Here is a 21,073-nt window from a genome sequence, read left to right as displayed (position 1 = left end):
TCTCCTGATGGTGGATTCCGTGGCCGCGCCTTCAGTGCGCGGCAGCCGTCGCGCCGCCGCTTTGCGATCGGCCCGCTGCGGGGCCGGGGATGCGGTGCATCCAGACGATGGCCGCGGCGAACACGAAGGCCGCGCCATAGCCCACGTACAGCTGGCTGGGCGACCATGCGGCATCGAGCAGGCCGCCGGCGACCAGCGGCGAGACGATGGCGCCCATGCGGCCCACGCCGATGCCCCAGCCCACGCCGGTGGCGCGCACGTCGCTGCCGTAGACCACGGGTGCGATCGCATACAGGCCCGCCACGCAACCATTGACGAAGACGCCGATCAGAAAGGCCAGCGCATACGACACCCACAGCGCGCCCGAGCTGCCGACCAGAAAGCACAGCAGCACGGCCGTGATCAGCATGAAGACCGCCAGCGCGCGGTGCACGGCAAAGCGCGCGGCCAGCAGGCCCAGCAGCGTGGCGCCCAGGATGCCGCCCAGGCTCAGCAGCACGCCGCTGGTCACGCCCTGCTCGGCCGTCAGGCCCGAGGCGGCCAGCAGCTTGGGCGTCCAGCTCATCACGAAGTAAAAGCCGAACATCACCGAGAAGAAGGACAGCCAGACCAGCACCGTGGGCCTGCGCAGCCCTGGGCTGAACAGCTGCAGCGGTCCGCGCGCACGCGCCGCGGCGCCGGGCTGGGAGACCGATTGCACGGGCCCCGGCAGTTGCGCCAGGTCCGGCAGGCCCAGCTTGCGCATCAGGCGGTTGAGCCGCTGCAGCGCCCCTTCGGGACGGCGGGCCAGCAGGAAATCCAGCGACTCCGGCAGGGCCAGCCAGGCGACCACGAGCACGGCCAGCGTGGTGCAGCCGCCGAACATGAACACCGAGCGCCAGCCATGGTGGGCCAGCAGCCAGACCGCGATGCTGCCGCCTATGCTCGCGCCCAGCGCATAGCCCGTGGACTGCAGGGTGACGGCCAGGCTGCGCCAGCGCTGCGAGGCGTACTCGCTGGCGATCACATTGCTGCAGGCCAGGATGCCGCCCACGCCCAGGCCCGTGACCACACGCAGCGCGGCCAGCTGCAGCGGCGTCTGGCTCCAGGCCGAGGCCAGCATGCCCACGCCCGAGATGGCCAGGCAGGCCAGGATCAGCGGGCGGCGCCCCAGCCGGTCGGCCCAGGGCGCCAGCAGCAGCGAACCCGCGGCCATGCCGAACAGCCCGGCGCTGAGCAGAAAGCCCAGCTCGGAGCCGCTGAGCTTCCAGTGCGAGGACACCGCCGAGGCGGTGAAGGCCATGACCAGCACGTCGAAGCCGTCGATCATGTTGAGGACCATGCAGATGCCCACGACGGACCACTGGAAGCGGGTCATGGGCTGCTCGTCCAGGTGCGCGCGCAGGTCCCGGCTCATGCTGGCACCTCCGCAGGGATCGGGGCAGCGCCTTCTGGCCGGCGCCCATGGATAGGCAGTTTCATTTTTTGTCTCCTGTGGTTGTTTTCATTCAGCATGCTTAATCTCATTCAGTTTACTGAATGAAAATAGGCATGCAGGCAGGGATTTCCCGCGCCGCAGCCGGCCGTCACGGCGGCTGGACGATGGCAGCCCTGCGTCTCGCAGGTCTGCAACCTGCCCGTGCTACAGGCTGCCTGCCGCGTCGGAGGCAGCAGCTCCCGCATCGTGCAGCTGCACGAACTTGCGCAGCAGCCGCTTGAACTCCGCCTGCTCCCCCGGCTCCAGCGCCGAAAGCATGCGCTGGTGCAGCTCGTGCACATTGGGCACAAAGGCCGCCAGCATGGCTTCGCCATCGGCTGTCAGGCTCAGGCGGCGCTGGCGCCGCGGCAGGATTTCGCGGTGAATCCAGCCCTTGCTTTCCAGCCGCGCGGCAATATCGGCCGTCGTCGAGTTGTCCAGCGCCACCAGCTTGGCCAGCGTGACCTGGTCTATGCCGGGCGACTCCTGCAGCATGCGCAGGATGGCGTATTGCACGGGCGTCACGTCCGGCCCCAGCACATCGCGGAACAGCTGCGTCGCGATCTGCTGCGCACGGCGGATCAGGTGGCCCGGCTGGTCGTAGAGGTCCAGGGAAATCTGGTCGGAGGCGGAAGATGGCATGCTGCGGCGAATCAGGGGCTATCCAAAGGAGAACCTTCGAGGTTACCGCATTCATGGACATCCTCCCTCCCCGCCGGCGGGCCGGCTAGGCCACGGCCGCCTGGCGCAGCGGCGCCTCCTCTTCCTGTGCCACCAGCCGCTCGATGATGCGGCGGGACTGCACGCCGCCCGCATCGATGTTGAGCTTGAGCAGCTGGCGCTCGGGATGGTCCGCCAGATTGCGCTGCTGCAGTTCCAGCATTTCCAGGTCCTCGCTGAAGATCTTGTGCTGGCCTTCGCGGATCAGGTCGGTCACGGCGGCGTCGCCGGGATTGAACTTGCGCGCCATGCCCCAGAAGTACCACATGGAGCCGTCGGTCTCGGGCGTGATGAAATCCACCACCACGCTGTAGACCTTGTGCGCGTCGTCGGCCTCGTAGCCGCCCTTGCCCGCATGGGCCACGCCGACCTCGATCATCACGTGGCTGGGCGGGGTGAAGCGGCAGATCTGCCAGCGGTCCACGTTCACATCGTCGGCCAGGCCGTTGCTGCGCAGCGCCATCTTCCAGAACGGGGGCGCGGGAATGTCGTGCATGAAGCGGCTGGTGATGACTTCCTCGTCGCCGCGCGTCTCGGTCTTGCAGGGCGTCTCGTCGATCTCGGCCTGGCCTATGCTGCTGGCATGCACATAGGTCTCGTGCGTGAGATCCATGAGGTTGTCGATCATGAGCCGGTAGTCGGCCTTGATGTGGAACAGGCCGCCGCCATAGGCCCATTCGGGATCGCCATGCCACTTCAGCACGGGGATCAGGTCCGCATCGGCCAGTTGCTGCTCGCCCGGCCAGACCCAGATGAAGCCGTAGCGCTCCTGCACCGCATAGCTCTTGATGGCGGGAAAGCCGCGCACGCGCTGGCCCGGCATGGCAATGGTCTTGCCGTCGCAGCCCATCTCCAGCCCGTGGTAGCCGCAGACCAGCTTGCCCTCGCAGACACGGCCCAGCGACAGCGGCGCGCCGCGGTGCGGGCAGAAGTCCTCGACCGCCGCGATGCGGCCTTCCTGGGCGCGGTAGAAGACCATGCGCTCGCCGCAGATCTGGCGGCCCAGCGGCTTGTCCGTCACTTCGGCGGCCGTGGCGGCCACATACCAGTTATTGCGGGGATAGGTGCGTGCTTGGGGGTTGCTCATCGTGGTGTCTCCTTGTCTGTTTTTTTTAAGGGGGTGGTCGTCGGGCCGCGCGCCTAGCGGCCGGCGCGTATCAGCTGGGCGCCAGGCACGCCCGCCGTCTCGGGCGAGCGCATGGCTTCGCGCAGATTGCGCCGCGCAATGCGCGAGTGCTCCTTCATCAGTGCCTCGGCACGTGCGCCTTCGCGGTGCTCTATGGCCTCCAGCACTGCACGGTGCTGCTCCTGCGCGAGAAGCAGGCTGCGGTGGGCGCGCGGGGACTCCGAACGCGCGACCACGAAGCCCGAAGGCGAGGCGAACGGCAGGCGCTTGACGCGTTCGAGCTCGCGCTGCATGAAGCTGCTGCCCGACATGTCGAGCAGGATGTCGTGGAATTCCGAATTCAGCGCCACATAGCGCGAGAACGCCTCGTCGCCCCAGCCGGCGGCGTCGAGCACGCGATCGATGGCATCCAGGCAGCGCTCGGCGCGCGCCAGCAGCGGTGCTTCGGCGCCGCGCTCGGCTGCCATGCGTGCGGCCAGGCCTTCCAGCGTGCCGCGCAGCTCGATGGCATCGGAGACATCGGCCTCGGACAGCACGCGCACCCGGTAGCCGCGCCCGCCCGCCGTGGCTTCGAGCATGCCTTCCTGCTCCAGGCGCATCAGCGCCGCGCGGATGGGCGTGCGCGAGATGCCCAGGCGCTCGGCCAGCACCAGCTCGGAAATGCGCTCCCCCGCCGCCATCTCTCCGGCCAGGATCATTTCGCGCAGCTGCAGCTGCGCCTTGACGACCTGGGAATGGTTTTCTTCGGGTGCGGGGGCTGGGGCTAGCGCTCGTGGCATGTCGGGTCGGCCTTATAGGTTCGATGGACAGAATGTATACATACAAATCAATAAATGGTTGATTTTTCTGCAAATAAAAGGGTAAACACCTAATCACATGTATACATGAAAAGAAAGCTCGCCATGAAAAAGGCCGCCCGGGGGCGGCCTGCGCAATAGGCAACGGAGGGCTCAGGCCGGCTGGGCCGCGGGCTCGGATTCCGGCTGGTTGCGTTGCAGATTCCACATCTGCGCATAGCGCCCGCCCTGCGCCAGCAGGGCTTCGTGCGTGCCGCGCTCGATGATGCGGCCGCTGTCCATGACCAGGATCTCGTGGGCATCGACCACGGTGGAGAGACGGTGGGCGATCACCAGCGAAGTCTTGCCCTGGGCCGCGCTGCGCAGCTCGTTCTGGATGGCGCGCTCGTTGGCCGAGTCCAGCGCCGACGTGGCCTCGTCGAAGATCAGTATGGGCGGATTCTTGAGCAGGGTGCGCGCAATGGCCACGCGCTGCTTTTCCCCGCCCGAGAGCTTGAGGCCGCGCTCGCCCACGCGCGTCTCGTAGCCCTGGGGCGTATGCACGATGAAGTCGTGGATGCGCGCGGCGCGTGCGGCGGCTTCCACCTCCTGGCGGCTGGCGCCGGGACGGCCATAGGCAATGTTGTATTCCACCGTGTCGTTGAACAGCACCGTATCCTGCGGCACGATGCCCACGGCCGCACGCACGCTGGCCTGGGTCACGTCGCGGATGTCCTGGCCGGCGATGCGCACATGGCCGCCCTGCACGTCGTAGAAGCGGAACAGCAGGCGCGCCAGCGTGCTCTTGCCCGAGCCCGAAGGGCCGACCACGGCCACGGTCTTGCCCGCGGGAATCGCGAAGCTCACGTCATGCAGGATGGGCCGGGCCGGATCGTAGGCAAAGTCCACGTGCTCGAAGCGCACCTCCGGCGGCGCGGCCTCCAGCCGCAGGGGCCGGGCATCCGGTGCATCGGCCACTTCGCGCTCCTTGTCCATGAGCGTGAACATGCGGTCCAGGTCGGTCAGGCTCTGCTTGATCTCGCGGTAGATCACGCCCAGGAAGTTCAGCGGTATGTACAGCTGGATCATGAAGGCGTTGACCATGACCAGGTCGCCCAGCGTCAGCCGCCCGTCGACCACGCCCTGCGTGGCGCGCCAGAGAATGGCCACCAGTGCCGCGCCGATGATGAGCTGCTGGCCGCAATTGAGCATGGACAGCGTGGTCTGGCTCTTGAGGCGCACGCGGCGCAGCTGTTCCAGGTTCTCGTCGTAGCGGCGCGCCTCGAAGGCTTCGTTGTTGAAGTACTTGACGGTCTCGTAGTTGAGCAGCGAATCGATGGCCTTGGTATGGGCCGCGGACTCCTGCGCATTGGCCTCGCGCCGAAAGCGCGTGCGCCACTCGGTCACCGTCACGGTGAACGTGATGTAGAAGGCCAGCGCCGCCAGCGTGATCACTGCAAACCAGATGTCGAAGCGCACGGCCAGGATGCCCAGCACCAGGGCCATCTCGATCAGCGTGGGCAGGATGCTGTAGAGCGAATACGAGATCAGCGATTCGGTGCTGCGCACGCCGCGCTCGATGTCGCGCGTCATGCCGCCGGTCTGGCGCTCCAGGTGAAAGCGCAGCGACAGCGCATGCAGATGCTCGAAGGTGGTCAGCGCGATCGAGCGCGAGGCGCCCTGCGTGGCCTTGGCAAAGACCAGATCGCGCAGCTCCGTGAACAGCGTGGTGGAAAAGCGCAGCAGCCCGTAGGCCAGCAGCAGCGCCACCGGAACGACCAGAACCGCCTGGGCCTGGCCCGGCCGGATGTCCAGCGCATCCACCAGATGCTTGAGCAGCACGGGCACGCCCACATTGGCCAGCTTGGCCCCGACCATGAACAGCAGGGCGGCGGCCACGCGCCACTTGTATTGCCACAGGTAGGGCAGCAGGCGTTTGAGCGCGCTCCAGTCCTGGGAAGACGATGCCGAAGATAAGGGTAAATCCCTAGAAGAACCACTGTCGCGACGCATTTGGGACAATCAGGATAGTTTTGTTTTCCCCCGATTGTGCAATGCCGCCTCGTCCAGACCTTCCTCCCCAACCCCTGCCCGAAGACAAGGAGCTGGTTCTCAAAGTCGTGCCCATGCCGGCCGATGTCAATGCCAACGGCGACATCTTCGGCGGCTGGGTCATGGCCCAGGTGGACCTGGCAGGCTCGGTGCTGCCCCAGCGCATCAGCCATACGCGCATGGTGACCGTGGCGGTCAACGAGTTCATCTTCAAGCAGCCCGTGCGCGTGGGCGACATCCTGTCGTTCTATGCCAGCGTGGAGCATGTGGGCCGCACGTCGATCGCCGTGGACGTGGAAGTCTACGCGGAGCGTTTTTCCGATCAGGGCAAGTACGTCAAGGTCACCGAGGCGCGCCTGACCTATGTGGCCATCGACGCCACAGGCCGTCCCCAGGCCCTGCCCGACACGCCGCAGACCCAGGCCTGGCGTGAAAAGCTGCTGGCCCGACAGCGCCCGGCCTGAACGGGCACCCCATAAAAAAAGCGACCGATATCGGTCGCTTTTTTTATGGCTGTCCCGGCCCTGCCTGGAGCAGCCATGCCTGCGCAAAACAGGCAAGGGCAATGGGCTGTGATGGCTCGAAAGCCGGCTCAGACCACCATGGACGAGGAGGTTGCGGCCATGGGCGCCTGGCTGGCCGATGATGCGGCCGACGACGCGCTTGCTGCGGCCGGGGCAGCGCTTTCGCTGCGTGCAGCAGAGTAGCCGTTGCCGCTCTTGCTGCTGCCGGCCTCGATCTGGCCGGTGAGTTCGCCGCCCTCCTCGATCACCACCTTGCCGTAGCGGATCTTGCCGCTGACGCGGCCCGAGCCGAAGATCACCAGCTTTTCGCGCACGGTCAGCGTGCCGTCGAAGACGCCGTGGATTTCGGCAATGTCGATCTCTGCCGTGCCGTGGAATGCACCCTGTTCGGCAATGCGGATCACACGCGAATTCATGGTCGCCTCCACCGTGCCTTCGACCACCAGCGTGTCGCAATCGGTGATCTCCACACCCTTGAGCTTGATGTTGGGGCCCACGGTGAGCTTGCTGCCGCCCGTTTCCTCGCTGGCCGCAGGAGCCGAGGCGGAGGCGGTGCGCGCCGTGCTGCCGGGGCCGGTGGTGCCGGAGCCGGCAAGGCTGCCACTGCCCAGGCTGGATGGGCTGGAAGAAGACAGGCCCGTCATCGAATTGCGGGAAGAGAAGGTGTCGTTGTCGCGTTTGCCAAAAAACGGGTTTTGCACAGCCATTGCAGGTATCTCCTTGACGAAAGCACCCATCCTAAGCAGCACAAGCGGCAACAAATGCCGCCATCTCGCAAGATTAGTAACTGAATTGCTCTCTTGTTGCATGTACTTGCAAGCTTTGCTTGATCACACAGCCAAAGAGCGCAGACAGGCCCTCCGTCGCCGACCGGACAGCTTCGCCCAAATATGTGCATATACACTCAAATCACCTCTGCATCCGCCCGCCGAACACAGACCATGCCCCAACCCTTTGCCCTTCCATCGCAAGGCCACGCGCGAAACGCACCGGCGCCAGCCTCGCCCGTCTGCACCTGCTTCATGGTGCGCAGCCTCTCGCGCAGGATCTCCCAGCTCTATGACGACACGCTGGCGCCCAGCGGCCTGCGCGGCACGCAGTTCAGCCTGCTGATGCAGGTGCGCCGCGCGCCCGCCATGACGCTGACGGTGTCCGCGCTCGCCGAACTGCTGCACACCGACCGCACGACGCTGACGCGCAATCTGCGCACGCTGCAGCAAGCGGGCTGCATCGAACTGGTGGCGGGCACGGATGCGCGCAGCCGCCATGTGCTCATCACGGACGCCGGCCGCGCCCGGCTGCGCGAGGCGGCCGCGCTGTGGCAGCAGGCCCAGCAGCGGGTGCGCGCGCTGTGCGGCAGCGAGGAGATCGGAGCGCTGGAGCAGCTGGTGCTGGGCATGCTGCCGCGACTGGCGCTGGACGAGCCGTCCGAAACGGCCGACGCGGAACAAGCGGAGGACGGCCGGTGAGCGCCGCCGTACCCGCCGCCATGGGGGCCACGGCCTCGGCAGCCCAGGCCCACCCGCTGCTGCATGGCCGCATCACGCCCACGCTGCTGCGGCTGGCCGTACCGAACATGGTGGCGCTGAGCATGTCGGTGCTCGTCGCCGTGGCCGAGACCTATTACGTGGGCCGGCTCGGCACGGTGGCGCTGGCGGCCATGGCGCTGGTGTTCCCGTTCGCCATGCTCACCCAGATGATGAGCAACGGCGCCATGGGCAGCGGCGTATCCTCGGCCATCAGCCGCGCGCTGGGCGCGGGCGACGCGGAGCATGCCTCGGCCCTGGCGCTGCATGCGCTGGTGATAGGAGCCGTCGCCGGCCTGCTGTATTCGCTGCTCTTCGTGGCCTGCGGCGCCACCTTCTACGGCTGGCTGGGCGGGCGCGGCGCGGTGCTGGAGGCGGCCACGGGCTTCGGCACCGTGCTGTTCAGCGGCGCCATCCTGGTCTGGCTGTGCAACACGCTGGCTTCGGTGATGCGCGGCACGGGCAATATGCGCCTGCCCTCGATCGTGGTGTTCTGCGCCAGCCTGGTGCAGATCGTGGTCGGGGGCTCGCTGGGACTGGGCCTGGGGCCGCTGCCGCGCTGGGGCATGCCCGGCGTGGCGCTGGGCAATCTCGTGGCCATGGCGCTGGCCGTGGCCGCGCTGCTGGCCTATCTGCGCTGGGGGCAGCAGCGGCTGCGGCTGTCGTGGCGCCGCAGCCGGCTGCAGTGGCCGGTATTCCGCGACATCCTGCGCGTGGGCGCCCTGGCATGCCTGTCGCCCGTACAGACGGCGCTGACGGCGCTGCTGCTGACCGGCATGGTGGCGCGCCTGGGCCCGCAGGCGCTGGCCGGCTACGGCATAGGCCAGCGCCTGGAGTTCCTGCTGATTCCGCTGGCCTTCGGCGTGGGCATGGCCGCCGTGCCCATGGTCGGCATGGCCATGGGCGCGGGCCAGGTGGAGCGCGCGCGCCGCGTGGCCTGGACGGGCAGCGCCGTCGTCACGGCCCTGCTGGGCTTGCTGGGCCTGGTCGTATGTCTCTGGCCCTGGCTGTGGTCGGGCCTGTTCGCCCATGACGCGGCCGTGCAGGCCTATGCCGACCTGTACCTGCGCATCGTCGGGCCGGTGTTCGGCCTGTTCGGATTGGGCCTGGTGCTGTACTTCGCCTCGCTGGGCGCCGGCCGCGTCTGGCCGCCCTTGCTGGCCGGCACGCTGCGCCTGGCGCTGGTGGCCGGCGGCGGCACCTGGCTGACCGCGGGCGGCAAGGGCAGCATCGAGATGCTGTACGGACTGGTGGCGCTGGGCATGGCCGCCTACGGGCTGGGGACGGCCTGGGGCGTGAAGCGGTCGCGCTGGCACAAGGATTGATCTCCCGCCACCCCACATCAACGTAGCAGCCATCGCTTGCCACACCTTGTTTTCAGATGCAAAAGCATCTGAAACTCAGGATGCCAAGGCGATGGCTGCTATTTTTTTAGGGACTACGAAACAATGTAGGCGGCCGTCCCCGTCGACAGCAATGTGCCGTCCGCCGCGAGGAATTCCATGCGCGTATTGGCCACGCGCGAACCCAGGCGCAGCACTTCGGCGCGCAGCAGGAACTCCTTGCCGATGCCGGGGCGCAGATAGTCCACGCGCAGGTCGATGGTGCCCAGGCGCGAGAAGCGGTGCAGGCGCTGCAGCGGCGCATCGTCCATGTGCTTGGCGCAGATGGCGGCCATCACGGCCAGGCCGCCCATGGAGTCGAGCGCCGCGCTGATCACGCCGCCGTGGATGCGTTCGTAGGCCGCGTGGCCGATGAGCTCGGGCCGCATGGCGATGCGGCCCTGCACCAGCTGCGGCGCCACATCGGTGATCTTCAGGCCCAGCACCTGGTTGAAGGCGATGCGCTGCTCGAACACCTCGCGCAGCGCGGCGACGAACTGCGGCTCGAACTGCACGGGATCCGAGGCTTTCAGCATGGGCTGAAGTCCGGCTTGCGCTTTTGGCGAAAGCTCCGCCGCTGCACCCTGCGCAGCGTCCGCTTCGCGGCCATCGGCCTTCAGCATTTGCTGAAGTCCGGCTTGCGCTTTTCCATGAAGGCCGTGAAGGCTTCGCGGGCTGCGGGACCGGCCATCAGGCGGCCGAAACTTGCGCCTTCCTCGTCCATGCGCGCGGCCACTTGCGCGGCCTGGCCGGCCTTCATGAGGCGCTTGGTCTCGATCAGGGCCGACAGCGGCTTGGCGGCCAGCTTGCGGGCCTGGGCCTGGGCCAGCGCATTGCATTCGCCGGGCGGAACGACGCGGTTGACCAGCCCGACCTCGAGCGCCGCCTCGGCCATGAAGGGCTCGCCCAGCAGCAGGGCCTCGGCCGCGCGGTGGTAGCCGAACATCTGGGGCAGCAGCATGCTGGACGCGGCTTCGGGGCACAGGCCCAGGTTCACGAAGGGCAGCGAGAAGGCCGCGTTGTCGCCCGCATAGACCAGGTCGCAATGCAGCAGCAGCGTGGTGCCTATGCCCACGGCCGGACCGCAGACGGCGGCGATCACGGGCTTGGGAAAGCCCGCGATGTTGCGCAGGAAGCGCCATACGGGCCGGTCGGCCGCCGGCTTGGGCGCGGCGCCGCCGGCCGACTGCTGGAGGAAGTCGCCGATGTCGTTGCCCGCGCTGAAGATGGCCATGTCGCCCTGGAACACCACGCAGCGCACGGCGGCGTCCTGCTCGGCCTGGGCCAGCGCATCGGCCATGGCCGCATACATGGCCTCGGTGATGGAGTTCTTCTTGTCGGCGCGGTTGAAGGTGATGGTGCAGACACCGGCTTCGGTGTGCACCAGGATGTCCTGGCTGTTGTCGCTCATGTGCTTTTATTCCTTGAAGTAAACGATCTGATGGCTGCTGGCCAGCATCTGGCCGGACTCGCTCCACAACTGGGCGGCCTGGTCGCAAAAGCCGTTGCGGAACTCCTGCCCGCGCGCCTGTGCCAGCAGCGGTGCCGTGCCGGCCGCGGCCAGGTCCTCGCGGCTGGCGTGGAAATACACGGTGATGGACACCGTGCCGGCGGGCGTGCGGTGGGCGCGGCGCAGCCACACGCGCGGGAAGAACACATCGGACAGGGCGGCCAGCGATGCGAAATCCAGCGGGCGCGGTGGATTGTCGCGCACCCACAGCCGCGTCAGGCTTTCGGCCTCGGCGCCGTCCCACCGCTGGGGCAGCGTGCCCTGCACAAAGCGCATTTCGTAGCGCTCCAGCCACTGCACGCCGCCCATGATCGGCGGCACGCGCGGCACCTGCGCGGCAGGTGTCACCTGGGGCATGGCCGTGTCGCTGCCGCTCCAGGTGGGGCGCCGCACCGCCGTCACGGCCGTGGCCGTGGTCACGACCTGCGGAGCGCCGTCCTCGCCGGCCTGCTTGACGGTCAGCAGCCAGTGCTGGGTGGAGCGGTTGGTGCGCACCGGATTGGCCTCGATCTCGAAGCGCCCCGCGCCCACGGCCGCCGCATAGTTGACGGTGATGGACACCGGATCGCCCAGGCATTGCGGATGCTGGGCAATGGCCTGCACCAGCGTGGCGGCCGTGATGCCGCCGTAGGGGCCGACCATGTTCCAGTAGTCCTGCGAAACCTGGCCCTGGAAGGTGTGGGGCGCACCCGTGGCCACCAGGGCCACGGCCTGATCGAATGGATGGGAGGATGGGGTGCTTGTGCTCATAGAGATCGCAGTGTGCGCATGTGCGGGAACGAAAGCCGTCAAGCAGGTGACTCGGGCGGCCCGAACAAGGGTTTGCCTGGGCTGCGCAGGCCTTGCCGCCATTGCGCGAGCAGCGGCAGCAGCGGCGGCCACAGCGTCTCGCGCATGGTGGCGCGGAAAAAGCCCATGTGGCCTATGCGGCCCGAGGGTGAGAGCGCGGGGCTCACGCGCTCGAGCAGGCTGGGCGCATTGCGGTACCAGCCGACCAGCGATTGCGTGCTGGCCAGCGACATCATTTCGTCGTCCTCGAAGGACAGCGCATGCAGCGGATAGCGCGCGGCCGCATAGGCGTTGGCGGCCCAGGCGCCTTCCACGCCCATGGCGTAGTCGGGATGCAGGCACCAGCGCCGCCACTGCCACAGCACGCCCGCGGGCAGGTCGCCGATGATGCCCAGGCTGCGCCCCGGAAAGCCGCCGCATGCGGCCGTGACCAGCGGGGCCACGCCCCACCAGAACAGGCGCACCATGCGCCGCGTGGGAGGTGCGTTGTCGCGCCAGTAGCCGCTGCCGCTGCCGACCGAGAGCAGGCCGTTGAGGGGCAGCGGCACGGGCGAGAGGCCGGGCAGCTGCGCGCCCACGCTGTGGCCTATCCAGATCAGCGGCTGGCCCGGAAACTGCTGCTGCAGGTGCGCGGCCACGCGCTGGCAATCCTGCGCCCAGTCCAGCAGGTCGGCCCGGGCCTGGCGCAGCGGCCCCTGGCGCGACAGGCCGCTGCCGCGGTAGTCGAAGGTGGTCACACCGAAGCCCTGCTCGGCCAGCCATTGGGCAAAGGCCTGGTAATAGCCCTGGGGCACGCCCATGGCCGGTGCCACCACGATCTGCGCCAGCGCTGCGGCACCGCCCTGCCCCGGCGTACGGGGCTGGCACTGGCACAGGGCCAGCGCGCCCGCATCCGCTGCGCCAGGCAAAGCGGTGGCCGCAGGCAGCAGCAGCTGCGTCTGCGACCAGTGCACGTCGGGCTCGGCCTGCATGGCGCCCGCGCCGCTTACAGAGCCTCGAAGATGCCGGCCGCGCCCTGGCCCGTGCCCACGCACATGGTGACCATGCCGTACTTGAGCTTGTGGCGGCGCAGCGCATGCACCACGGTGGCGGCGCGGATGGCGCCCGTGGCGCCCAGCGGGTGGCCCAGGGCGATGGCGCCGCCCATGGGGTTGACCTTGGCCGCGTCCAGGCCCAGCGTGTTGATCACGGCCAGCGACTGGGCCGCAAAGGCCTCGTTGAGTTCGTACCAGCCGATGTCCTCGCTCTTGAGGCCCGCATAGCGCAGCGCGGCGGGAATGGCCTCGATGGGGCCGATGCCCATGATTTCGGGCGGGACGCCGCGCGCGGCATAGCTCACGAAGCGCGCCAGCGGCGTGAGGCCGAACTGCTTGACGGCCTTCTCGCTGGCCAGGATCAGGGCGCCGGCGCCGTCGCTGGTCTGCGAACTGTTGCCCGCCGTCACGCTGCCGCGCGCGGCGAACACGGGCTTGAGCTTGGCCAGCGCTTCCAGCGTGGTGTCGGGGCGCGGGCCCTCGTCCAGGCTGACGGTACGCCTCTTCTCCACCACGCCGCCGGAAATGAGGTTGGGGCTGCGCTCCACGATCTCGAAGGGTGTGATCTCGTCGGCAAACTCGCCGGCCTGCTGGGCCTTGATGGCGCGCAGGTGGGATTCGAGCGCGAACGCGTCCTGCGCCTCGCGGCTGACCTTCCACTGCTGGGCCACCTTTTCGGCCGTCAGGCCCATGCCGTAGGCAATGCCCACGTTCTCGTCGCGCGCGAAGACCTCGGGGTTGAACGAGGGCTTGTTGCCGCCCATGGGCACCAGGCTCATGGATTCGGCGCCGCCGGCGATCAGCACGTCGGCCTCGCCCACGCGGATGCGGTCGGCCGCCATCTGGATGGCCGTCACGCCCGAGGCGCAGAAGCGGTTCACCGTCACGCCGCCCACGGGATGGTCGAATGCCAGGCCCATGGCGATGCGTGCCATGTTCATGCCCTGCTCGCCCTCGGGGAAGGAGCAACCGATGATGGAATCCTCGATGGCCTTGGGGTCCAGCGTGGGCACCTGGGCCATGGCACCGCGGATGGCGGCCACCAGCAGGTCGTCGGGGCGGGTGTTCCGGAAGTAGCCGCGGCCCGATCGGCCGATGGGCGTGCGCGTGGCGGCAACGATGTAGGCGTCTTGTACTTGTCTCATGACCAAATTCCTTGCTTGTCTCTTCGCTTTTCAAGCTGTGCGCGAGGCTCCAAATACCGCATGCTGCAAGTCGGCAGCCAGCGAGCAAGGGCCGCCCCGCAGCGTTGCTGGCGCCCCCTTCCCGCGAAGCGAGAGAAGGGGAAAGCACGCAGCGACTCGGGGGGATGCCTCAATTTCTCACCGGCTTGCCGGTGTTGAGCATGCCCAGAATGCGCTCATGCGTCTTGGGCTGGGCAATCAGGTGGCAGAAGGCCTTGCGCTCCAGCGTCAGCAGATATTCCTCGCTGACCAGAGAGCCCGGGTCCACATCGCCGCCGCAGACCACCTCGGCGATCATGGCGGCGATCTTGAAGTCGTAGGCGCTGATGAAGCCGCCGTCGCGCATGTTCACGAGCTGGGCCTTGATGGTGGCCAGGCCGCTGCGGCCCGCCACGGGGAACAGACGCTTGAGCGGCGCACGCCAGCCGCCGGCCGCCATGGCCTTGGCCTCGTTGATGGCGACGAACAGCAGCTCGTCCTTGTGCGGCACGATGATGTCGCTGTCCAGCAGGTAGCCGAGCTTGCGCGACTCGATGGCGCTGGTGCCCACCTTGGCCATGGCCGCGGCCGTGAAGCCTTCGGTCAGGAAGGGCAGCACGTCCTTGCCGGTGCTGCTCTTCGCATTCTCGGCGGCGCGGCGCGCGATATAGGTCAGGCCGCCGGCGCCGGGCACCAGGCCCACGCCCACTTCCACCAGGCCGATATAGCTTTCCATATGGGCTACGCGGCGCGCGCTGTACACGGCCAGTTCGCAGCCGCCGCCCAGCGCCATGCCGTGGATGGCCGCGACCACCGGCACCTGGGCGTAGCGGATGCGCATCATCAGGTTCTGCAGCTCCTGCTCCACGCTCTCGATGGCATCGGCGCCGCCGATCACGAAGGCCGGCATGGTGGCCTCCAGGTCGGCGCCCACGCTGAACGGCGCATCGCCCGACCAGATGACCATGCCCTGGAAGTCGCTCTCGGCCGTGTCCACGGCCTCCATCAGGCCTTCCATGACCTCGGGGCTGATGGCGTGCATCTTGTTCTTGATGCTGGCGATCAGGATCTGGCCGTCCAGCGTCCAGGTGCGCAGCGCCTTGGATTCGAAAACCGTGGTGCCGGCCGTCTTCCAGTCGGGCAGGCTGTCCTCGCCCAGCAGCTTCTCGGGGAAGATCTGGCGCTCGTACACGGGCAGCACGCGGCGCGCCACGAATTGTCCCTGCGAGGGGCTCCACGAGCCCTGGGCGGTGTGCACGCCGCCGGCCTCGGCCACGGGGCCTTCGAACACCCACCGGGGCAGCGGCGCCTTGCACAGCGCCTTGCCCGCGTCGATGTCCTCCTGGATCATCTTCGCCACTTCGAGCCAGCCGGCTTCCTGCCACAGCTCGAACGGGCCCTGCTTCATGCCGAAGCCCCAGCGCATGGCCTGGTCCACATCGCGCGCCGAGTCGGCAATGGTTTCCAGGTGCACGGCCGCGTAGTGGAAGCTGTTGCGCAGAATGGCCCACAGGAAGCGGCCCTGCGCGCCCTCGGCATTGCGCAACAGCTTCAGGCGCTCGGCCGCGGGCTTCTTGAGCATGCGGCCGTAGACTTCGTCGGCCTTGCCACCTGCCGGCACATAGTCTTCGCTGGCCAGCTCGAACTGGAAGATGTCGCGGCCGACCTTCTTGTAAAAGCCCTTCTTGGTCTTCTGGCCCAGGTGGCCCAGCTCGATGAGCTTGGCCAGCACGGGCGGCGTGCCGAAGCTGCCGTAGAAGGGGTCGGTCTCCAGGCTCAGGTTGTCCTGCAGCGTCTTGACCACGTGGGCCATGGTGTCCAGGCCCACCACGTCGGCAGTGCGGAAGGTGCCCGAGGAGGCGCGGCCCAGCTTCTTGCCCGTGAGGTCGTCCACCACGTCAAAGCTCAGGCCGAAGTTCTCGACCTCCTTCATCGTGGACAGCATGCCGGCGATGCCGATGCGGTTGGCGATGAAGTTGGGCGTGTCCTTGGCGCGCACCACGCCCTTGCCCAGACCACTGGTGACGAAGGCTTCGAGCTGGTCCAGCACCTGGGGATCGGTGGTGGGCGTGTTGATCAGCTCCACCAGCGGCATGTAGCGCGGCGGGTTGAAGAAGTGGATGCCGCAAAAGCGCGGCTTGATGGCATCGGGCAGCGCCTCGCTCAGCTTGGTGATGGACAGGCCCGAGGTGTTGGAAGCCACGATGGCGTGCTTGGCCACGAACGGCGCGATCTTGGCGTACAGGTCCAGCTTCCAGTCCATGCGCTCGGCAATGGCCTCGATGATGAGATCGCAGCCCTTGAGCAGCTTCATGTGCTCCTCGTAGTTGGCCGGCTGGATCAGGTCCGTGTCCTCGGCCACGCCGATGGGCGAGGGCTTGAGCTTCTTGAGGTTGGCGATGGCCTTTTCGGCAATCGCGCTCTTGGGGCCTTCCTTGGCGGGCAGGTCGAACAGCACGACCGGCACCTTCACGTTGACCAGATGGGCCGCGATCTGCGCGCCCATCACGCCGGCGCCCAGGACGGCGACTTTCTTCACATTGAATCGGGACATAGTTGCATTCATTTCAGTTTTTCATAATGCTCACTGCGCATGAAACTGGCATGCCCCAATCCAGGGCAGCCGAGCAAGGGCCGCCCCGCAGTGAGGGCTGCGTCCCCCTCCGTTAGCGCGTAGCGCGTACAGAGAGGGGAAAGGCGCGGGGCCGCCCAGGCGAAGCGACTCAGGGGGAGCTTCATTTCAGTTACTGCACGCGCACCCAGGTCTGGGTGCGGCCGAACGGGCCGATGGAGCCGCGCACTTCCAGCTTCTTGCCCTCTTCCACGGGCGTCAGGCGCAGGGTGTAGGACTTGCCGCTTTCGGGGTCGAGGATCTTGCCGTCCTCCCAGACGTCCTTGCCCTCGGCCTTTTTGGCGCCGGTGATGATCTGCAGGCCCACCATGGGCTTGTCCTTGAGGCCGTCCCTGCACTCGGTGCACAGGGCCTGGGGATCGGCTCCCTTGCGCAGCAGCCTGGTGATGTGGCCGCTGAGCACGCCGCCGTTGTCCGTGATCTGGATCTCGGACTTGGCCTCGCCGGTCTTGTCGTCAATGCTGCGCCATGTGCCCACGGGCGACATCTGCGCCCAGGCCGAGGTGGCGCCCAGCGCCGCTGCCGCTACGCAAAAAAGAGCTGCTACCGCTTTCTTCATGGTGTTTTCCAATCAAATAAGCCTTCAATTGCAGAAAGTGCGTGCGCTGGCTGCTATTCAAGCCAGAGCAGCATCGGTATCCATCAGCACCTTGCTGCCGGCGCGGGCCGTGCGCATCAGCGTCGCGGTCTCGGGGAACAGCTTGGCGAAATAAAAGCGCGCGGTCTGCAGCTTGCCCTGGTAGAAGGGATCGGTGCTGCCATTGGCGATCTCGCGCAGCGCGACCTGGGCCATGCGGGCGAACAGGTAGCCGAACACCAGGTGGCCTGCCACGCGCAGGTAGTCCACCGAGGCGGCGCCCACTTCGTCGGGATTCTGCATGCCCTTGAAGCCGATCTCGGTCGTGAACTTGGTCATCTGCTCGCCCAGGTAGGCGATGGGGTTGATGAACTCGGCCATGCGCTCGTTCACGCCTTCTTCCTCGACCAGCTGGGCCACCAGCTTGCCGAACTTCTTGAGCGAGGCGCCCTGGTTGCCCAGCACCTTGCGGCCCAGCAGGTCCAGCGCCTGCACGCCGTTAGTGCCTTCGTAGATCATGTTGATGCGCGCGTCGCGCACGAACTGCTCCATGCCCCATTCCTTGATGAAGCCATGGCCGCCGAACACCTGCTGGCACTGCGTGACCGCGCTCCATCCGTTGTCGGTCAGGAAGGCCTTGACGATGGGCGTCAGCAGCGCGACCAGCTCGGCGCTGTCGGCGCGCACCTTCTCGTCGGGATGGTTCAGCTCCTTGTCGATCAGCAGCGCGCAGAAGGTGGACAGCGCGCGGCCGCCTTCGGCATAGGCCTTGGCCGTCAGCAGCATGCGGCGCACGTCGGGGTGCACGATGATGGGGTCGGCCGGCTTGTCCTTGGCCTTCACGCCCGACAGGCTGCGCATCTGCAGGCGGTCCTTGGCATAGGCCAGCGCATTCTGGTAGGCCACTTCGGTCAGGCCCAGCGACTGGTTGCCCACGCCCAGGCGCGCGGCGTTCATCATCACGAACATGGCCTGCAGGCCCTTGTTGGGCTGGCCCACCATGTGGCCCACGGCCTCCTCGATCACGATCTGGGCCGTGGCGTTGGACTTGATGCCCATCTTGTGCTCCAGGCCGCCGCAGTAGATGGTGTTGCGCTCGCCCAGGGAGCCGTCGGCATTGACCTTGTATTTGGGCACCACGAACAGGCTGATGCCCTTGGAGCCGGCCGGCGCATCGGGCAGGCGGGCCAGCACCAGGTGCACGATGTTGGGCGCCATGTCGTGCTCGCCGGCGCTGATGAAGATTTTGTTGCCGGTGATCCTGTAGCTGCCGTCGGCCTGGGGTTCGGCCTTGGTGCGCAGCAGGCCCAGGTCGGTGCCGCAGTGGGGCTCGGTCAGGCACATGGTGCCGGTCCACTCGCCGCTGGTCAGCTTGGGCAGGTACAGGGCCTTGAGCTCGTCGGAGCCGTGGGCATGCAGGGCCTCGTAGGCGCCATGCGACAGGCCGGGGTACATGGTCCAGGCCTGGTTGGCGCTGTTGAGCATCTCGTACAGCGCCGAATTCATCACGAAGGGCAGGCCCTGGCCGCCGTACTCGGGGTCACACGACAGCGCGGGCCAGCCGCCCTCCACGAACTGCTGGTAGGCCTGCTTGTAGCCCTTGGGCGTGGTCACCTCGTGGGTGGTCTTGTCCAGGTGGCAGCCTTCCTCGTCGCCGCTGATGTTCAGCGGGAAGGTCACGTTGGCGGCGAACTTGCCCGCCTCCTCGAGCACGGCGTTGATGGTGTCGGCATCGACATCCGCGTGCTTGGGCATCTGCTGGTAGGCCTCGGTGACCTTGAACACCTCGTGCATGAGGAATTGCATGTCGCGCAGAGGCGGGTTGTAGCTGGGCATCTGTCTTCTCCTGTGATGATGGGTGTGCGTGAATCGATAAGGCTCCGGCTGGCTTGCGTGGCGGCCCGCTCAGAGACCGGGCGCCGCCTCAGGCGGAAAACGGTTCGCGCGCATAGCGCGCCAGAATGTTGTTGAAAGCGGCCTGCGCGCGCTCTATCGAGCCTTCGCTGCGCAGGAAACGGGCTTCGTAGTGCAGGGCCAAGATCAGGCCGTGGATCTCGAACAGCAGCTGGCTCTCGTCCACGTCGGCGCGCAGGTCGCCGCACTCCTTGCTCTGCACGATGGTGCGGCGCATGGCCGCATGCCAGGTGCTCACGGATTCGACCAGCGCATCGCGCACGGGGCCTGTGCGGTCGTCGAACTCCACGGCTCCGCTGATGTAGATGCAGCCCGAATCGATCTCGATCGAGGTGCGCTTCATCCAGTTGTCGAACAGCGCGCGCAGACGCGGAATGCCGCGCGGCGCGGTGATTGCGGGGTAGAACACTTCCTGCTCGAAGCGGTCGTGGTATTCATGCACCACCGAAATCTGCAGCTCCTCGCGCGAGCCGAAATGGGCGAACACGCCCGACTTGCTCATGCCCGTGAGTTCGGCGATGGCACCGATGGACAGGCCTTCGAGGCCGATGTGCGTGGCCAGATTGAGCGCGGCCTCGACAATCGTGGCCTTGGTCTGCTGGCCCTTGTGCAGGGCGCGGCCGGCGGAGCGGGCGCGGGTGGCCGGCGCCGCTACAGCAGCAGCCGGGGATTTACCCTCTGGCGGAGTCCCGGAGGCTTGCAACGATGCGGCAGCTTTGCGAGACTTGGCCGCAGGCCTTGCGGCAGCCTCGACCCCCACAGCCCCCTCCATGCGCGCAGGGCCTTGCGCCCCCGGCGCGGAGCGCTTGGAACGGGTAGCCGGAGAGCGGGTGACAGATGACGAAGCCATGCAAAATCCAATAAAACGAACGTTCGTTCTATTTTGCACAAAAATCGGCCCGCAGCAGACCCCACCAAGGGAAAATACCTAATCGAATTGCAACGCGGCAATCCGTTGCTTCCAACCCTGTCCTCTATCCCTGAAAAAAACGCCGCCAACCCAGAAGGTTGCGGCGTTTTTTCATTGCCCAGCCCCTCAAGAGAGGCCACCCTGCTGCGGCGCTATTTGCGTGCGGCGCCGTCCGGGCGCAGCTGCATGGCCATACGGAAAGTCAGACCACCATCACCATGGCCAGGCTGGCTTCCAGGTGCTCGGTGGGCAGGCGGCGGAATCCCGAGCGCGCATAGCGCTGCAGGCGGCCCAGCGCGAACGAGGTCAGCACGCTGGCGGCGATCTGGGCTTCCACGGTCGGCGCATTAGAGCCCAGCGCACCGGCGGCCGGACGCAGGCACTGGCGCAGGGTGGATTCGATGCGGTCGAAGAACTGGTTCATGCGCGCCTGCAGGCGCTCGTGCTCGAACACGATGGCATCGCCCACCATGACGCGCACCATGCCGGGATTCTTCTCGCCGAACTGCAGCAGCAGCGCGATCACGCGGTTGGCATTGCGCGCGCCTTCCAGGGCGCCGTGCTCGTCGGGCAGTTCGCGGCCCACGATCTGCTGTACCAGTGCAAACACGGACTGCTCGATGAATTCGATCAGGCCTTCGAACATCTGGGCCTTGCTCGCGAAATGGCGGTACAGCGCGGCTTCGCTCACACCCAGATGGGCGGCCAGCGCAGCGGTGGTGATGCGCTCTGCGCCCGGCTTTTCCAGCATGGAGGCCAGGGCCTGCAGGATCTGCTCGCGGCGCTCGCCCGGCTTGGGGCGCTTGCGAGCCGGAGCCATGGCAGGCGCGACAGGCGTGTCCTGTGCATGGGTTTCGGAAAGGGGCTCAGGCGACAGGACTTCAGACTCAGACATAGGCGATTCAGTATTTGCTAGCAATTTTCTCACAGCCCCCGGCGCCCAAAGCGCATGGCTGCCCTCTGTCGGCGGGTCGCCAGGCCC

Annotated in this window: 19 protein-coding genes; 3 read left to right on the top strand and 16 right to left on the bottom strand. The window is 67.2% G+C overall.

The features are described 5' to 3' along the window. Window positions 1–31: 31 nt before the first annotated feature. The 5 genes from Cte04_RS10090 to Cte04_RS10070 form a co-directional block, all read right to left on the bottom strand. Window positions 32–1,396, bottom strand: a complete 1,365-nt coding sequence (locus Cte04_RS10090; RefSeq protein WP_066476046.1) for an MFS transporter — start codon at window positions 1,394–1,396, stop codon at window positions 32–34. Between the two features lie 225 nt (window positions 1,397–1,621). Next, window positions 1,622–2,098, bottom strand: coding sequence for a MarR family winged helix-turn-helix transcriptional regulator (locus tag Cte04_RS10085; RefSeq protein WP_066476044.1), 477 nt, complete (start codon window positions 2,096–2,098; stop codon window positions 1,622–1,624). 85 nt (window positions 2,099–2,183) lie between these two features. After that, window positions 2,184–3,263 carry a Rieske 2Fe-2S domain-containing protein gene (locus Cte04_RS10080; protein ID WP_066476042.1) on the bottom strand — a complete coding sequence of 360 codons (1,080 nt, stop codon included), beginning with the start codon at window positions 3,261–3,263 and terminating at the stop codon, window positions 2,184–2,186. Between the two features lie 53 nt (window positions 3,264–3,316). Then, window positions 3,317–4,081, bottom strand: a complete 765-nt coding sequence (locus Cte04_RS10075) for a GntR family transcriptional regulator (protein WP_066476040.1) — start codon at window positions 4,079–4,081, stop codon at window positions 3,317–3,319. A gap of 171 nt (window positions 4,082–4,252) precedes the next feature. After that, window positions 4,253–6,091 carry an ABCB family ABC transporter ATP-binding protein/permease gene (locus tag Cte04_RS10070; protein WP_066476038.1) on the bottom strand — a complete coding sequence of 613 codons (1,839 nt, stop codon included), beginning with the start codon at window positions 6,089–6,091 and terminating at the stop codon, window positions 4,253–4,255. Between the two features lie 41 nt (window positions 6,092–6,132). Between Cte04_RS10070 and Cte04_RS10065 the strand changes: the two genes are divergently transcribed. After that, window positions 6,133–6,594, top strand: a complete 462-nt coding sequence (locus Cte04_RS10065; RefSeq protein ID WP_066476033.1) for an acyl-CoA thioesterase — start codon at window positions 6,133–6,135, stop codon at window positions 6,592–6,594. A 128-nt stretch (window positions 6,595–6,722) separates the two neighbouring features. On the opposite strand, the gene Cte04_RS10060 is transcribed toward Cte04_RS10065, so the two are convergent. Next, the gene (locus tag Cte04_RS10060) at window positions 6,723–7,361 is read right to left on the bottom strand and encodes a bactofilin family protein (RefSeq protein WP_066476031.1); all 639 of its coding nucleotides are present in this window, start codon (window positions 7,359–7,361) and stop codon (window positions 6,723–6,725) included. A gap of 234 nt (window positions 7,362–7,595) precedes the next feature. Between Cte04_RS10060 and Cte04_RS10055 the strand changes: the two genes are divergently transcribed. Both Cte04_RS10055 and Cte04_RS10050 read left to right on the top strand, forming a co-directional pair. Next, complete coding sequence (locus Cte04_RS10055; protein WP_066476029.1) at window positions 7,596–8,123, top strand: MarR family winged helix-turn-helix transcriptional regulator; 528 nt, start codon at window positions 7,596–7,598, stop codon at window positions 8,121–8,123. Next, on the top strand, window positions 8,120–9,505 hold the full coding sequence (locus Cte04_RS10050; RefSeq protein WP_066476027.1) for an MATE family efflux transporter: 1,386 nt from the start codon (window positions 8,120–8,122) through the stop codon (window positions 9,503–9,505). The genes Cte04_RS10055 and Cte04_RS10050 overlap by 4 nt, the downstream gene beginning before the upstream one ends. 113 nt (window positions 9,506–9,618) lie before the next feature. Here the strand turns inward: Cte04_RS10050 and Cte04_RS10045 are convergent, their stop codons facing one another. The 10 genes from Cte04_RS10045 to slmA form a co-directional block, all read right to left on the bottom strand. Next, the gene (locus Cte04_RS10045; RefSeq protein WP_066476239.1) at window positions 9,619–10,098 is read right to left on the bottom strand and encodes a thioesterase family protein; all 480 of its coding nucleotides are present in this window, start codon (window positions 10,096–10,098) and stop codon (window positions 9,619–9,621) included. Window positions 10,099–10,178: 80 nt separating this feature from the next. Continuing rightward, window positions 10,179–10,973, bottom strand: coding sequence for an enoyl-CoA hydratase (locus tag Cte04_RS10040; protein WP_066476022.1), 795 nt, complete (start codon window positions 10,971–10,973; stop codon window positions 10,179–10,181). A 6-nt stretch (window positions 10,974–10,979) separates the two neighbouring features. After that, window positions 10,980–11,822, bottom strand: a complete 843-nt coding sequence (locus tag Cte04_RS10035) for an acyl-CoA thioesterase (protein WP_066476021.1) — start codon at window positions 11,820–11,822, stop codon at window positions 10,980–10,982. Window positions 11,823–11,860: 38 nt separating this feature from the next. Further along, window positions 11,861–12,832, bottom strand: a complete 972-nt coding sequence (locus Cte04_RS10030) for an alpha/beta hydrolase family protein (RefSeq protein WP_066476019.1) — start codon at window positions 12,830–12,832, stop codon at window positions 11,861–11,863. 14 nt (window positions 12,833–12,846) lie between these two features. Beyond that, window positions 12,847–14,040 (bottom strand): acetyl-CoA C-acyltransferase, encoded by a 1,194-nt coding sequence (locus tag Cte04_RS10025; RefSeq protein WP_066476016.1) that lies wholly within the window; start codon window positions 14,038–14,040, stop codon window positions 12,847–12,849. 169 nt (window positions 14,041–14,209) lie between these two features. Next, window positions 14,210–16,612, bottom strand: a complete 2,403-nt coding sequence (locus Cte04_RS10020; protein WP_066476015.1) for a 3-hydroxyacyl-CoA dehydrogenase/enoyl-CoA hydratase family protein — start codon at window positions 16,610–16,612, stop codon at window positions 14,210–14,212. A gap of 190 nt (window positions 16,613–16,802) precedes the next feature. Further along, the gene (locus Cte04_RS10015) at window positions 16,803–17,249 is read right to left on the bottom strand and encodes a DUF2147 domain-containing protein (RefSeq protein ID WP_066476237.1); all 447 of its coding nucleotides are present in this window, start codon (window positions 17,247–17,249) and stop codon (window positions 16,803–16,805) included. Window positions 17,250–17,306: 57 nt separating this feature from the next. Next, window positions 17,307–19,103, bottom strand: coding sequence for an acyl-CoA dehydrogenase C-terminal domain-containing protein (locus tag Cte04_RS10010; protein WP_066476014.1), 1,797 nt, complete (start codon window positions 19,101–19,103; stop codon window positions 17,307–17,309). 88 nt (window positions 19,104–19,191) lie between these two features. Continuing rightward, the gene (locus tag Cte04_RS10005) at window positions 19,192–19,953 is read right to left on the bottom strand and encodes a TetR/AcrR family transcriptional regulator (protein WP_370671028.1); all 762 of its coding nucleotides are present in this window, start codon (window positions 19,951–19,953) and stop codon (window positions 19,192–19,194) included. 340 nt (window positions 19,954–20,293) lie between these two features. Next, the gene (gene slmA, locus Cte04_RS10000; RefSeq protein ID WP_066476010.1) at window positions 20,294–20,986 is read right to left on the bottom strand and encodes a nucleoid occlusion factor SlmA; all 693 of its coding nucleotides are present in this window, start codon (window positions 20,984–20,986) and stop codon (window positions 20,294–20,296) included. Between the last annotated feature and the right edge of the window lie 87 nt (window positions 20,987–21,073).

The sequence above is a fragment of the Comamonas terrae genome (genome assembly GCF_001544075.1).
Classification (GTDB): Bacteria; Pseudomonadota; Gammaproteobacteria; order Burkholderiales; family Burkholderiaceae_C; genus Comamonas; species Comamonas terrae.
Note: the sequence above shows the minus strand (reverse complement) of the source record. Positions and strands in the feature narration are given on the sequence as shown.

What these genes read in the sequence shown, in the direction of transcription:
- Cte04_RS10065 (WP_066476033.1), top strand. Translation starts at nt 6,133, where the DNA reads ATGCCGCCTCGTCCAGACCTTCCTCCCCAACCCCTGCCCGAAGACAAG.
- Cte04_RS10085 (WP_066476044.1), bottom strand. Translation starts at nt 2,098, where the DNA reads ATGCCATCTTCCGCCTCCGACCAGATTTCCCTGGACCTCTACGACCAG.
- slmA (WP_066476010.1), bottom strand. Translation starts at nt 20,986, where the DNA reads ATGTCTGAGTCTGAAGTCCTGTCGCCTGAGCCCCTTTCCGAAACCCAT.
- Cte04_RS10090 (WP_066476046.1), bottom strand. Translation starts at nt 1,396, where the DNA reads ATGAGCCGGGACCTGCGCGCGCACCTGGACGAGCAGCCCATGACCCGC.
- Cte04_RS10005 (WP_370671028.1), bottom strand. Translation starts at nt 19,953, where the DNA reads ATGGAGGGGGCTGTGGGGGTCGAGGCTGCCGCAAGGCCTGCGGCCAAG.
- Cte04_RS10055 (WP_066476029.1), top strand. Translation starts at nt 7,596, where the DNA reads ATGCCCCAACCCTTTGCCCTTCCATCGCAAGGCCACGCGCGAAACGCA.
- Cte04_RS10030 (WP_066476019.1), bottom strand. Translation starts at nt 12,832, where the DNA reads ATGCAGGCCGAGCCCGACGTGCACTGGTCGCAGACGCAGCTGCTGCTG.
- Cte04_RS10020 (WP_066476015.1), bottom strand. Translation starts at nt 16,612, where the DNA reads ATGTCCCGATTCAATGTGAAGAAAGTCGCCGTCCTGGGCGCCGGCGTG.
- Cte04_RS10025 (WP_066476016.1), bottom strand. Translation starts at nt 14,040, where the DNA reads ATGAGACAAGTACAAGACGCCTACATCGTTGCCGCCACGCGCACGCCC.
- Cte04_RS10040 (WP_066476022.1), bottom strand. Translation starts at nt 10,973, where the DNA reads ATGAGCGACAACAGCCAGGACATCCTGGTGCACACCGAAGCCGGTGTC.
- Cte04_RS10070 (WP_066476038.1), bottom strand. Translation starts at nt 6,091, where the DNA reads ATGCGTCGCGACAGTGGTTCTTCTAGGGATTTACCCTTATCTTCGGCA.
- Cte04_RS10045 (WP_066476239.1), bottom strand. Translation starts at nt 10,098, where the DNA reads ATGCTGAAAGCCTCGGATCCCGTGCAGTTCGAGCCGCAGTTCGTCGCC.
- Cte04_RS10080 (WP_066476042.1), bottom strand. Translation starts at nt 3,263, where the DNA reads ATGAGCAACCCCCAAGCACGCACCTATCCCCGCAATAACTGGTATGTG.
- Cte04_RS10015 (WP_066476237.1), bottom strand. Translation starts at nt 17,249, where the DNA reads ATGAAGAAAGCGGTAGCAGCTCTTTTTTGCGTAGCGGCAGCGGCGCTG.
- Cte04_RS10075 (WP_066476040.1), bottom strand. Translation starts at nt 4,081, where the DNA reads ATGCCACGAGCGCTAGCCCCAGCCCCCGCACCCGAAGAAAACCATTCC.
- Cte04_RS10035 (WP_066476021.1), bottom strand. Translation starts at nt 11,822, where the DNA reads ATGAGCACAAGCACCCCATCCTCCCATCCATTCGATCAGGCCGTGGCC.
- Cte04_RS10010 (WP_066476014.1), bottom strand. Translation starts at nt 19,103, where the DNA reads ATGCCCAGCTACAACCCGCCTCTGCGCGACATGCAATTCCTCATGCAC.
- Cte04_RS10060 (WP_066476031.1), bottom strand. Translation starts at nt 7,361, where the DNA reads ATGGCTGTGCAAAACCCGTTTTTTGGCAAACGCGACAACGACACCTTC.